Annotated in this window: 10 protein-coding genes and 3 pseudogenes; 8 read left to right on the top strand and 5 right to left on the bottom strand. The window is 67.2% G+C overall.

Translation table 11 applies throughout. The features are described from left to right. Positions 1-1,306: 1,306 nt before the first annotated feature. The 3 genes and pseudogenes from ACWGIU_RS15280 to ACWGIU_RS15290 form a co-directional block, all read right to left on the bottom strand. Positions 1,307-1,981, bottom strand: coding sequence for a hypothetical protein (locus ACWGIU_RS15280; RefSeq protein WP_453705975.1), 675 nt, complete (start codon positions 1,979-1,981; stop codon positions 1,307-1,309). 257 nt (positions 1,982-2,238) lie between these two features. After that, positions 2,239-2,406: a hypothetical protein gene (locus tag ACWGIU_RS15285; protein WP_453705977.1), complete on the bottom strand. Its 168-nt coding sequence runs from the start codon at positions 2,404-2,406 to the stop codon at positions 2,239-2,241. A 245-nt stretch (positions 2,407-2,651) separates the two neighbouring features. After that, positions 2,652-3,047: pseudogene (locus tag ACWGIU_RS15290) on the bottom strand (LuxR C-terminal-related transcriptional regulator); the annotation flags it as partial. 162 nt (positions 3,048-3,209) lie between these two features. Here ACWGIU_RS15290 and ACWGIU_RS15295 point away from each other — a divergent pair. Continuing rightward, the gene (locus ACWGIU_RS15295; RefSeq protein ID WP_453705978.1) at positions 3,210-4,073 is read left to right on the top strand and encodes an ABC transporter permease; all 864 of its coding nucleotides are present in this window, start codon (positions 3,210-3,212) and stop codon (positions 4,071-4,073) included. A 7-nt stretch (positions 4,074-4,080) separates the two neighbouring features. Here ACWGIU_RS15295 and ACWGIU_RS15300 read toward each other — a convergent pair whose 3' ends face one another. Continuing rightward, positions 4,081-4,518: a Tn3 family transposase gene (locus ACWGIU_RS15300; protein ID WP_453705980.1), complete on the bottom strand. Its 438-nt coding sequence runs from the start codon at positions 4,516-4,518 to the stop codon at positions 4,081-4,083. Positions 4,519-5,187: 669 nt separating this feature from the next. Between ACWGIU_RS15300 and ACWGIU_RS15305 the strand changes: the two genes are divergently transcribed. The 5 genes from ACWGIU_RS15305 (at position 5,188) to ACWGIU_RS15325 (ending at position 10,274) form a co-directional block, all read left to right on the top strand. After that, positions 5,188-5,610, top strand: coding sequence for a hypothetical protein (locus ACWGIU_RS15305; RefSeq protein ID WP_453705982.1), 423 nt, complete (start codon positions 5,188-5,190; stop codon positions 5,608-5,610). 244 nt (positions 5,611-5,854) lie between these two features. After that, on the top strand, positions 5,855-6,481 hold the full coding sequence (locus ACWGIU_RS15310) for a replication-relaxation family protein (RefSeq protein ID WP_453705984.1): 627 nt from the start codon (positions 5,855-5,857) through the stop codon (positions 6,479-6,481). A 602-nt stretch (positions 6,482-7,083) separates the two neighbouring features. After that, a complete protein-coding gene (locus ACWGIU_RS15315) occupies positions 7,084-8,163 on the top strand; it encodes a bifunctional DNA primase/polymerase (RefSeq protein WP_453705986.1) in 1,080 nt (359 codons plus the stop codon). After that, a complete protein-coding gene (locus ACWGIU_RS15320; protein ID WP_453705988.1) occupies positions 8,160-9,725 on the top strand; it encodes a DNA primase family protein in 1,566 nt (521 codons plus the stop codon). The genes ACWGIU_RS15315 and ACWGIU_RS15320 overlap by 4 nt, the downstream gene beginning before the upstream one ends. Before the next feature lie 114 nt (positions 9,726-9,839). Next, positions 9,840-10,274: a DUF6009 family protein gene (locus tag ACWGIU_RS15325; RefSeq protein ID WP_453705990.1), complete on the top strand. Its 435-nt coding sequence runs from the start codon at positions 9,840-9,842 to the stop codon at positions 10,272-10,274. A gap of 364 nt (positions 10,275-10,638) precedes the next feature. Here ACWGIU_RS15325 and ACWGIU_RS15330 read toward each other — a convergent pair. Further along, positions 10,639-10,929: pseudogene (locus ACWGIU_RS15330) on the bottom strand (MarR family winged helix-turn-helix transcriptional regulator); the annotation flags it as partial. Between the two features lie 140 nt (positions 10,930-11,069). On the opposite strand from ACWGIU_RS15330, the pseudogene ACWGIU_RS15335 reads away from it, so the two are divergent. Next, positions 11,070-11,783: pseudogene (locus ACWGIU_RS15335) on the top strand (MFS transporter); the annotation flags it as partial. A gap of 55 nt (positions 11,784-11,838) precedes the next feature. Then, the coding region (locus ACWGIU_RS15340; RefSeq protein ID WP_453705992.1) for a transposase at positions 11,839-11,950 on the top strand (112 nt) is incomplete at its 3' end.

The following is an 11,950-nucleotide window of genomic DNA, read 5'->3' on the forward strand; positions in this document are numbered from 1 at the left end:
GGGTGCTAACGGCGTTAGCACCCACACAGCAACAACAGGCACTTAAATCACCGCAAACAGACTGGCCAACCAGCCTGCGGTGCGTCCGCATCCCGCTCCAAGCGGGCGATGCACACAGGTTCCTTCTGCCAGAAGCAGAGCCAAGGCGCACTGGGCAGCTTCACCGGGCCCGGCCAACGGGGATACGGCCGCCGGACATGGGCCCTCAACCCGGGACAGTCGATGACCTCGCTACATCGGCCCGGAAAGCTGGGGGAGGAGCACCGTGCAGGACAGGCGGGGCACCCGGGTAAGGCGGCTGGTGGAGCACCAGATTGCCCAGCCCTCCACCAGACCGGTCTGCTCCGCACGGTGAGGTGAGCGTGGCACTGACGCACCGGTCGCTACTCCTGGCCGCGCATGCGGCGGTCGTACGCCGCCGACGGCTCCAGCCCCATTGCCTCACGCCGGGCGTCGAGACTTGCGGATCCGCAGCTGGGCACAGCCTCAGGATTTTGCCTTCCAGGCCGCTGACCGCATCCCGGATACCTGAGGCTCGCCGGCCCCGACCAGACACCAGTCGGTGAGGTAAGCGAGATGGCGATGGGACGCCCGCCCGGTCTCAACAGCCTCCCTGAGCAACTCCAGGGCAAGCTGCAGGAACTGCGGACCACGATCCGCGTGCTGGGCGAGCAGCCAAGCATCCTCGGCCCCCTCTTCCCCGACCAGGTCGACTCGGGCCAGCCATGGTTGGGGACAATGCCCTTGAGCCACGCGGTGTTGTCCGCGTCGATACACAGGAGATCACCGGCCAGACCGGTCTCCTGAGCCGCGCTACGCACGTCCTGATCCCTGACCGCCCGCTGGTGCAGGCTTCTATGAGTCCGGCGATCAGCACGAGGGCCCTCGAACATCGCGCGGATCGAGGAAGGGGCCGGGCCCGCCGGTGCCGGTGGTGATCCGGAGAACGGGATCGGGTATGACGTTCTTCCTCTTCTATCCGGTGGGCGAGGAGGAGCGCGAGGGTCCCGCCTTGAAGGAGTAAGCGGCCTTCGGCGGCCGCTGTGAGTTAGAAGTCGGCTTTCGAGGGTTCCAACTACTGACGTCAGTCCCTCCTCGAGTAGACGAGGACGCGGGCGGTGGTGCCGAGGACGATGGCGTATGACCCAGCGGGCGCCAGGAGGAAGCGATATCCCGGGCTTCCGGGCCTGCGCGCCCTGGTGACCCGGGGGAGTGCGGTTAGTCCAACGGGAGGCGCCGCGGCCAACCGCAACGCCCGTCCGGGGCGAGCCCTACGGCGGCTCCGCCGATCTCGGCCCTGATTGGTTCAGGAGGCTGCGGCAGCCTTCTGGATACGGGGGACGAAAAGTTGGGCCAAGGAATGGACGGTGGCCGGGTCCAGGGAGCTGCCTCCCCCATAAACGTATACCTGGGCGACGACCGTGCCCTGGCACATGGTGAGGAAAAGGGTGTCCAAGCCGCCGGCGTTGCGGTAGTACGCGTGGCTCTCGACGCCGGTGACGGGTGCCACCTCCGCCTTGGTGTAGTCAACCGACCAGTCCTTCTCCTTGCGGCACGCGGCCTCAGCGGCCTTCTTGTCGGCGTAGGCGTGGATGTTGAAGGCGGCGGTCTCGCCGACCTCTTCGAATGCCGCCAAGCCGTTCGCGATGCTGGTGCAGTCCCAATGCGTGTTTGGACCGCACTCCGCTGCGGACTTGGGCTGATTCTCGATGTTCGCCCGGCCGGTCTTCGGTTTCCAGCCCTTCATCGCCCCTGGGTCGGGGAGCGCCTGTCGGATCCGGTCCTCGGTGTTGAACACGGTGTCGAAGTCCGCCTTGCCGCCCTTCGGCTTGTCCGACCCCGCTACCGCACCTGGTGCCGTCTTCTCCGCAGTCGGCGGCTTCTCCCCGGCGGTATCGAAGCCGCCACCTCCACAGGCGACAGCGGAGGCCGCCAGCGCCATCACAACCGCCGCCCTCGAACCGCCGGACCTCAACTGCATTCCCGTTCCCCCTGGCTCATCGGGACCAATGCGTCAGGCTGTCGCATCGTCAGATGATCGTGGCAGCTGACCCCGATGATCATCAAACGGTGCCCAGCCTCGGAGACGGTCGCGTGCGCGGCGACGGTGAGCAACTGCGCGAGGGAGCCGAGGACGCCGTCCTGGCGGAGTCCTCGTGGTGGACTCGCTCGGGATCTCCTCGAGCTCCTGGGCGTCGATCTCGATACGGGCGCGGGAGGCGGGCCCAAAGGTTGTCGTCACCGCGCGAGGCCGGCGGCGGCCAGCGCGTCGTCCAGCACACGATCGCGGTACGCCCGCCAGGCGTCCAAGGCCGACCGGGCAGAGTCTGCGGTGAGGAAGTCTCCCGGTCCGGTCTCGAAGGAGGCCCATGGCTCCAGGGCCTCCTTCGACCGCGAGGCCCGCACGGGCTGGTGGGCGCCGTCGGCTTCGTTGACCGGCGTGCTGTTCGAGAACCTGGCCCCTCGTAGTCGCCCCAGCCGCTCGGTGAGAAATCGACGCCCGGCAGCACCTCGGCAAGGACGCCGCGAACCTCCCAACCGGTACGCAGGCTCGGCGGTCCCATTCATCGGGGATTCGTCGGTGGCCCCAGCATCGGGCATCGCCGCTGTGGGGGTGGCCTGTCACTGGCCTTGTCATCAGTGGGTGAACCTCACCGTGGGGGAGCGACCAGGCCGATCTCGTAGGCGAGGATGACGAGGTGGACCCGGTCGCGTGCGTCGAGTTTGGTGAAGAGCCGTGCTAGATGGGCCTTGGCGGTGGCCACGCTGATGGTGAGCTCTTCGGCGATCTCGGTGTTTGACAGGCCACGGCCGACGAGGGTCAGGACCTCGCGTTCCCGGTCGGTGATGCCGTCCGCCACCACCCGGCGGGCGGAGGCGGGTTCTGGCCGTGCGGCGAACTCCTCGATGAGACGGCGGGTGACGCTCGGAGCGATGAGGGCGTCTCCGGCGGCGACGACCCTGATCCCTTCGAGGATGGTCTTCAGCGGCATGTCCTTGACGAGAAAGCCGCTCGCTCCGGCGCGAAGCGCGCCATAGACGTACTCCCAGGCGGTCCGGGTCACCGGCCTGACCGCAAGCGGGCTCGGCGACCTCGCCCACCGGCACCGCATCGTGCTGCACGAGCTCGCCACCCACACCTCGTCCCTGGAGTCGGCGTTCATGTCCCTCACCGCCGACAGCGTCGAATACCTCGCAGGAGAAGCCCGATGAGCACCATGACGTTCTCTGGCACCCGGCCGTCCGCGAGCGCCGCCGAACCGGTGGCCAGGTTCACCGACCTGCTCGCTGCCGAGTGGATCAAGATGCGGTCCCTCCGGTCGACCTATTGGGTGCTCGCGCTCAGCGCCGTCGTCGCCATCGCGATCAACGTGAACGCCGTTCACTCCGACCTGACGTACATCGACCAACCGCATCCCCCGATCCCCGGCCTCCCTCTCTACAGGTACGACCCGCTGTTCCACGGCCTGGGCAGCATCGCGGCCGACGTCATGGCACTGGCCGCGGCCAGCTTCGGCGCCATCACGGTCTTCGGCGAGTACGCCACTGGAATGATCCGCACCACGCTCGCCGCCACCCCCGACCGGCGCGCGGTGATCACGGCCAAGGTGGCCCTCGTCACGGCGATCACGCTCGTCCTTGGTGTGATCGTCTCAGTGACGTCGTTCTTCACCACCAACGCGATGCTCGCCTCCCGCCACGTCGGGCTCTCCATCAACGACCCCGGCTGCCTGCGGGCTGTCGCGGCATACGCGCTGGTCATCCCGGTCTGCTCGCTCATCGGCCTGGCGTTCGGCGCCGTCGTGCGACACGCCACGGCCTCGATCGTCGCCGTCGTGGGGATGCTCTTCATCCTGCCCATGCTCTTCGGGGGCGAGAGGTACCGGCTCTTGAAGGAGATCGGCAACCACCTGCCGCTGGCCGCGCAGGCCCGGTTGGCGCTGAACCCCGACAGCCACACCAGCCTGGGCGAATATCCGGCCACGATCACGGGCTCCTGGATCGCACTCGCCGCCTGGGCGCTCCTCTCGGTGACCGTCGCCGTGGTAGTCGTGCGGCGTCGGGATGTCTGAGACCGGCTCAGCGGGCGGCCTCCGCCACGTCTTTGCCGAGCGCAATGAAGTCGACGTCGAGGTGGGCGTCGTAGTCGTCCAGGGTGATGCCGAGTTCGTGGGTGGAGTACTCGCCGAAACGCATGATGTGCTCGGTCAGGTACGGGGAGATCTGAGCCAGGTCGAGCGGGCCGAATGACCTCGCCCTCAGCCTGTAGATCGCGGAGACCACGTCCCCGATGTCCAGGGTGTTGTGGAAGATCACCAGATTGGCCAGCAGAGAGGCGAACTTCACGTCCTTCTCCTGCTCGACCGGGTCGTTCGCCCTCACCGTGCCGCGCTGTCCGACGCGGACCCAGTCCGAGAAGCCGTTGAACGCCTCGATCTTGTTGGTCGCGGCCGTCACCCGGCCGCGCAGCGCCGCAGGCGGGGCAGCCGGAAAGATCGGCGCCGTCCAGAATTGCATTCTGCCGCCGGACGTACTCGAGCAGCCGCAGCGACGGATGGCGAAACGGGTCCTCGTACCGGGCGCGGTTCGGGCCCTCCCACCAGCTCGGTGTCACTGACGCAGCCAACCGCCCCGGTCCGGCCGGATCGGCAGGGACCGGGGCAGCGCGCAGGACCATCACCAGCTGACGTCGTACTCGTGCACCAGATGCTTCTTGACGGCGGAGCGGACGGTATGGGCTACGCACCGGATATGCATCCAAAACTGCAACGGCGGGAAACAATTCGGCGGCCGTCGCCATGGCTGAGGGAGGCAGGGCCTGCATCAGAGGAAGCCTCTCGGGCAGGACGTGGCTGCCGATGTGATGAGCGCGGTGGCTCTCGGCCAATCCGTGTCCGCCAGCGTGCCTCACGCCGGACATCGGAAGGGACCCGCTCTCTCTGTCCCCTGTGGTTGGCGTGGAGTGTTCACCGCGTCCGGGGAGCAACCGAAACGAGACGCGGTCCCTGTCGAGGTGGAACGGGGCCGGCATCTGAATGGATACGGTCGGGCCCGCCAACGCCGACAGTACTCAGCATGGAGGCTGTCCAGCGGCATGCGCCGAAGGAAGGGTGCCTCCACACCCAGTCACGCAAGCGGCCCCAGCTGCAACCTCCACGGACCGACGAACAAGGAATGAGCGCGCAGATGAAGACGACGATCCAGTCAGCATTGGGCACCACACTGCTGCTCCTGGCCGCCATGTTGGCCACCAGCGGCTCGGCCGCCGCCCAAGTGGCGGGAGCGGAGGCCCCGGCCGCAGGCCAGGCCCGGCTGACAGGGCAGTGGACCGAGCCCGTCGACAAGAACCGCCCAGGAATCACGTTCTACATCCAGGAGCTCACCTTCACCGCGGACGGCCGTTTCGAGCAGATCAACAACGTGATCTGCAACCTGGACAACTGCCCCGCGTTCAAGATCGGCGTCAACACGGGCACCTACCGCACGGAGGGAAGGACCATTCACCTCGACGGCAACCTCACTGACCTCCACGGCGCCGTCCTACGCAGCAACACCATCGTCCTCGACAAGCACGTTCTTCACCGCACGGCCGCCGCCCCCTCGGAATAGCTACCCGAGGCTTTGGAGGAGGCACCACCGTCGGCCTCTCTTGTCATGCTTCCGTGGTCATTGCAGCACTGCGGCGAGAACTGGGCCGGAGCGTGATGCGTTCACGCTGCCGGCCGGTGTGTGGCCAGGGGAGTCGAGCTGGAAGCCGTGTATATCGCCGCTGACGACCTCGCGAAGATGGTGGAGGAGACCCTCAGCACCCGGACGCTGAGATCATCCCCAGCTTTCCCGGTCCGCGTACCGGATGAGCCCCGAGGCCGCCCTCGGCCCGCTCCAGGAGCACACCCTCGCGGTCGTCGAAGCCGGAGCGGCGTTCGTCGAGCACGCCCGCCACCTCGGCCACGAGTGCGGTCCCCTGGACTGGTCACCCGAGATCGCCCACTACCACCGCGACGAATCCCGGCCGGGGGAGGAGCTGTGCCTCGTCCCGGATGCCGTCCCCAGCTACGTCCACACCGCGGCCAAGCAGCGCACCCTGCTCACGTTCTTCGTGGAGGTCAACCGCACCCGGATGACGACCGCCCCCCTCGCCCAGAAGTTGTACGCGTACGCCGCCTACCACGAGTACGCGCCCCAGCCTCAGACCGCAAAGGCCAATAGCGGCCCCGGCGCCAGGCCGCACTTCCGGCCTGGCGCTACCGATACCCGGCGTTCCCCGGCTCCTGCTCGTACTGACCGGCGCCTCCGAAGAGCGTCTCGTCCGCAGGATCGCCGACCTGCGCAGCCTCGCCGCCAGCGACCCCGCACTCGCATCCACCGCACTTCGAGCTGGTGTCACCACTCTCGACCAGCTGCGCTACTGCGGGCCGTTCCAGTCGATCCTCACGCCGGTTCTCGGGACTGCGGACCCGGTCGACGCGCTGCTGCCTGAGAGCACGGGAGGGACCCGCGGATCCAGGCTTTCCCGCCCCACTGTTTCAGTCCCTCTGAGGGCTGGCGCTAAACCCGCAGGTCAGGAGGGGGTTTGTGGAGCTACAGGGGGACTGAAGGGACTGAAGGGACTGAAAAGGCCAGTTCCCTCTACATGCGTGTGTGTGTATGCGCGCGCGTAGACACGGAACATGACACTGGACGGCTCATAACTAGCACCTTTGAGTCCCTTCAGTCCCTCCGTGATGAGGCGGATCCCTTTGACCTGGTCTTTTATGGGAGGGACTGGACAGGGACTGAATGTGTTCGGTCCCTTGCAGGGACCGAACCATGCCCTTGGTGTGCCCGACACGCCCGGGCCGCAAGGAGGGACATGTTCACGGGCTCCCCACTTAGCCCTTCCTGGTGCAGGCCTGCAAGGGACTGAAGGGACTGAAGAACTGATGCGACGGCAACGGAAGACCAACCCCCTGCGGTAGGCTCTGGCTCTCATTGGGAAACTCAGTCCCTTCAGTCCCTTGCAGCTGGGCTCTGGCCGCCTGACCAGGTCTTTTACCAAGAGACTGAATCAACTCTAGGGCCCCTTCGACAAGGACGATCTGCGTGCCGCGCCAGGGTGAGACCAGAAGAACAGCGCCAGTGGTGAGTGTCAGTCCCTTCGATGTCGCTCTTTGGTGCGCCTCACAGGGCTGGCCTGTGCATCCTCTTGCGCCCGGGCGGAAGACACCTGCGGCCAACTGCGACGCCTGTCGCTCTGCGGACCACCCTCCGAAAGGTTGCGCTTGCATCGCCAGCGGCAAGTGGTGCCACGGCTTTCACGCAGCGACCACCGAGGCAGCCAGGCTGGCTACTTGGTGGGGCGCCCAGCCGGCTTCCGGAGTCGGGGTCTCGTGTGGCCCGGCGGGACTCGTGGTGCTCGACGTTGACGCGCACAGCGCAGAAGTCCCCGACCGCATGCGGCTTCTGCCGGGCATCGCGATCCATGAGCGTGTCAACCTGGCAGGCCTGACTTCTGGGTTCGACACACTGGCCCTGCTCGCCGCCTTCCGGAAACAGCCGAACCCAGCGGAGGACGAAACGACCCTGCGAGTGAGAACCCCTTCGGGCGGCCTCCACATCTGGTACCAGATCCCACTGTCCGGAATCCGCTACCGCTCGTCGACAGGTTCAAGTCCGAGAGTGGCTCTTGCATGGCAAGTCGACATCCGAGCTACCGGTGGCTACATCGTCGCCCCGGCCACCAGGACGCCCGCAGGCACGTATGTTCCAGTCGGATCAGCCCGACTTCCTGCCCCGCTCCCGGACTGGCTTGCCGCAGAGCTGGAGCGAACAGGGCACGTGGTAGCCGAGAGGACCACCCACCCTGCGCTGCCAGCAGCACGTCGCGCGACGAAAACCGACAGCACAGCCGCCCACCGCCTGCTGGACCCGTTGCTGGCCGAGGTGGAGAACTGCGCCGTGGTGACGCACGGAGCCAGCTTCACCGAGAAGCTGAACCGAGCCGCTTACACCGCAGGCGGCCTGGTTGCCTCCGGACACCTCACCGACTCCAGAGCCCGCGAGCTCCTGATATCAGCCGCTGATGTCGCACGCCCTCACCAGAGCCACCGCAGCCATGTCGTCATCACCTCTGCCCTGTCCGCCGGTCAGAGCCGGCCGCTTCACCTCAAAGGACGCCCATGAGCAGCGCCGACGGCACGCGTTTTGACGCCACAGCCGCCGCCCAGCAGATGCTCGACTTCCAGGAACTGCAAGGGTCGGTGAACCTGCCTGCTCAGCAGCGCACTGCCTCGGTGCATGAGCCGATCCGGCCCGTCGGCCAGCTTCCGGCCCTCCTCACCGACCGAGGCAATGCCAAGCTCTTCGCTGTGATGTACGGAGACCAGTTCCGTCACGTCGAGGGCCTTGGCTGGTACCACTGGGATCAGTACCGATGGAAGCGCACTGGAGGGGAGAAGTCGGCGGTGTGGGCGGCCGGAGACATGGCCGAGCAGATGCCCTCAACCGACCCTGCGGGCCTTTTCAGCGACCGCGACCTGGCCGCGCACCGACGACGGTCGATGTCCACTCCCGGTATCAAGGCGATGCTCACCCAGGCCAAAGCGTCGCCTGCGTTGGCTCTCGACCCAGACGTCTTGGATGGCGACCCGTACGCGCTGTGCACCCCGGGAGGTGTTGTCGACCTGCATTCTGGCCTTCTTCGAAAGCCGGATCCCGAACGAGACATGCACTCCCGCGCCACGAGCGTTGCGCCGGAAGCCTTGCCCACCCCCCGCTGGCACCGCTTCATGCACGACACCTTCGGAGACGACGCCAAGGGGCTGGAGACCATCCAGTTCCTTCACCTCCTCCTTGGCTACTCCATCACCGGAGACGTCGGTGCGCAGGTCCTGCCGTTTCTCTACGGGACCGGCGCAAACGGCAAGTCGGTCCTCCTCGACGTCATGACGCAGATCCTGGGCGACTACGCCCAGGCGGCCCCGCCTGGCTTCCTGATGGAGAAGGGAAAGTTCTCTGAGCACTCCACGGAGCTCACCGAGCTCCACGGCCGACGCATCGTGGTGTGCAGCGAGCTCAAGCCCAACGACAAATTCGACGAGTCCCGGGTGAAGCTCCTGACCGGCGGCGACCGCATCATGGCCCGCCGCATGCGACAGGACTTCTTCAGCTTCAACCCCACCCACAAGCTCTGGCTGCTCGGCAACCACCGTCCCGAAGTCGGCACGGGGGGACACGCCTTCTGGCGCCGCATCCGCCTCATCCCCTTCGAGCGGGTAGTCCCCGCGGCGCGCAAGATCGACAACCTTGCCAAAGAGCTCGTCCAGAGCGAAGGCCCCGGCATCCTGCACTGGCTCATCGAGGGGGCCCAGCGCTACCTCGCCACCCGCGACCCTCTGACTGGTCCTGCGTCCGTCCGCACAGCAACCCAGGCGTACGCGACTACCGAAGATCACATCGGCCGCTTCCTCACCGAGTGTTGCGTCACCGGCGGCACAACCGGCCGCAGCAGCGACCGGGGCACAGGTGACCTCAAGGTGGAACAAGGCTTGCTCTATGCCGCCTACAGCAGCTGGTGCAGCACAGGCGAGGGGATCCGCCCGGCGACCGCGCGCGCCTTCGCCACCCGAGTGCGGCAAGAGCTCTCGCTCGCCTCGCCGGCCGACATGATGAAGTCGAGCGGTAAGAAGTACTACCCCGGACTGGCTCTCTTGGCCGAAGACGAATCCGAGCCCGCAGATGTCTAGTCCACACGCCCTTCGCACTGACACCGCACATCTCTACGATGGACCCGGTGCCCCGACATGGGACCTACCCCGTCGCACCCACCCGGACAACGCCAACGAAAAGGGGCTGCAGCCATGAGCTCGCTGCTGAACGAGAGCGACCTCCTCCACGAAAGCACTGTGGTGTGGCTGGAGAACCCCGACGATCTCGACTACGTGCGCCAAGCACTTGACAAGACCGCCCGACGCCGAGGGAAGCCGCGCTATGCGCGCGACGGCCGCATGGTCGGCTACAGCGAACTCGACGAACACGCTGAAGCCGACCCCGACAGCGGACTCCAGCTCCGCCGCGTTTTCTTCCTGCTCCCACACGACCGTGACTCGGAACCCGACGGGCTCTACCAGGAAGGCGCCCCCGGTGAGGCTGTTGACCCCCGCACCATCGAGCCACGCCGAGTAGGGGAGAAGACTCCCCGCTCGCAGGGAGGCCCCGATGCGGCGATAGTCGGCACGGGACTGGGGACGGTGCAGGGCGGGCGGACACCTGCCAGGCGCCTCGAGCCGAAGTGAGCACCGCAGCGCATCATTCGCGCGGCGGCGAGATTGCAGGTGCTGCGGCGCGGTGTGGTGCTCTCGTAGCGGGTCGGGGAGCCGCTGCACGGTGGATCGCCAAGCCGCTCTGGCGGGAGTTCCCGGCGGAGCCCCTGCTGCGTTGTCGCCCGGGGTTGAGTAACTCACAGAGGTCCCGCCTGGGTCCCCGCTCCCGCGGGGGCCGTGGATCTGTCGAACCCTCAGCAGCAGAGCTCAGCGACAGTGTCGTCGAAGTCGGGAAGCTTCCGGGTTGCCCGCTCGATCACGGCAGCGGCTGACCGACGCCGGGGAGCTGCTCATGGGAAGCAGGAATGTCTACCTCCTGCTCATTGCCTGCGGGTGATCAATCAATGGCGGTGAGTGTTGAGGCGAGTCGTTCGAGCAGGCAGGCGAGCTGAGTCTGTTCATCCCCGCCGAGGCCGGCGAGGAGCCTGCGCTGGTTGTCCAGGTGGATGGCGATGAGCTCGTCGGTCAGTGCGACGCCGTCGGCGGTGAGGGTGATGAGGCGTCCGCGCGAATCGGTCTCGGCGATGGTCCTGGTGACCAGGCCGCGGGCTTCGAGCCGGTCGACGCGCTTGGTGATTGCGCCGGTGGTGACCAGGATGCTGCGACTGAGATCGCCTGCGGACAGGGTGTAGGGCGCCCCTGAACGTGCCCAGCCAGCACGCCCTTATCGGTGAGATCGCCGAAGGCGCCGACCGTGACCGGCTCCTGGCGTGGGACCGCAGCCTTCGCAACGCCGGGATGGGATGCGGCAGCCTTGCGGCAGCGGGCATGCTGGTGCTGAACGGCACCGCCGGTTTCATCGCCGCCGCCGAGATTCTGGCCGTGGTCTTCGCCGTCGCCGCGGTACTGGTCGCCCGGCTGCCAAACGTCTGCAGCAACGTCAAGGGGCCCGAAGCGCGGGAGGGGTACCGGCAGGTGCTCGCAGACCGGCCCTACCTGCTCATCACCGTTGCCAATTTCCTGATCGCCTTCGGCTACACCACCCAGGCCATGGCCCTGCCGGTCTTCCTCACCCGCGATGTCGGCATGCCCGATGCCCTGGCAGGGTCCGTCTTCGCGGTCAACACCGCTTTGATAGCCGCGCTCGGCGTCCCCGCCGCCCGCCTGACCTTGCGCGGCAGACGCACGCGTGCGGCCGCCCTCGGCGCGGCTGTCTTCGCGCTCTCCTTCGCCGCCTTCGCGGTCCTTCCCCAGTTCGTCAGCGGCCCGGAGGCTATAGTCGCCGTCTTGGCGGTCGCGGTGCTCTACACCGCCGGCGAACTCCTCCACTCGGCCCCCGCGCAGGGCCTGTCGGTCCAGGCTGCCCCCGATCACCTGCGGGGACGGTACCTGTCGGTCTACCAGCTGTCCTGGTCGGTCTGCCGCACCATCGCGCCCATGCTGCTGGGATTCCTGCTGGACGCCGGGCAATGGCACCTGTGGACGGTCCTCGCGCTCACGGTCCTGACCGGCGCGGCGATCCTCCTGTACGCCGAGCGGTCGCTGCCAGCACACGCGGTCACCACAAGACACGCCCCAACCACCACCGCTCCGGCCTGTGTTGGGGCGGCCGCAGCTGGACGACCGGACGGTCCTGAACGGGATCGTGTGGAAGTTCCGGACCGGGGTCGCGTGGCGGGATGTGCCTGAGAGATACGGCCCGTGGGCCA

The sequence above is a fragment of the Streptomyces sp. NPDC054840 genome, from assembly GCF_053611065.1.

Excerpts from the sequence above, each read along its gene's own strand:
- ACWGIU_RS15280 (WP_453705975.1), bottom strand. The coding sequence starts at position 1,981 with ATGCAGTTGAGGTCCGGCGGTTCGAGGGCGGCGGTTGTGATGGCGCTG.
- ACWGIU_RS15295 (WP_453705978.1), top strand. The coding sequence starts at position 3,210 with ATGAGCACCATGACGTTCTCTGGCACCCGGCCGTCCGCGAGCGCCGCC.
- ACWGIU_RS15300 (WP_453705980.1), bottom strand. The coding sequence starts at position 4,518 with ATGCAATTCTGGACGGCGCCGATCTTTCCGGCTGCCCCGCCTGCGGCG.
- ACWGIU_RS15305 (WP_453705982.1), top strand. The coding sequence starts at position 5,188 with ATGAAGACGACGATCCAGTCAGCATTGGGCACCACACTGCTGCTCCTG.
- ACWGIU_RS15310 (WP_453705984.1), top strand. The coding sequence starts at position 5,855 with ATGAGCCCCGAGGCCGCCCTCGGCCCGCTCCAGGAGCACACCCTCGCG.
- ACWGIU_RS15320 (WP_453705988.1), top strand. The coding sequence starts at position 8,160 with ATGAGCAGCGCCGACGGCACGCGTTTTGACGCCACAGCCGCCGCCCAG.
- ACWGIU_RS15325 (WP_453705990.1), top strand. The coding sequence starts at position 9,840 with ATGAGCTCGCTGCTGAACGAGAGCGACCTCCTCCACGAAAGCACTGTG.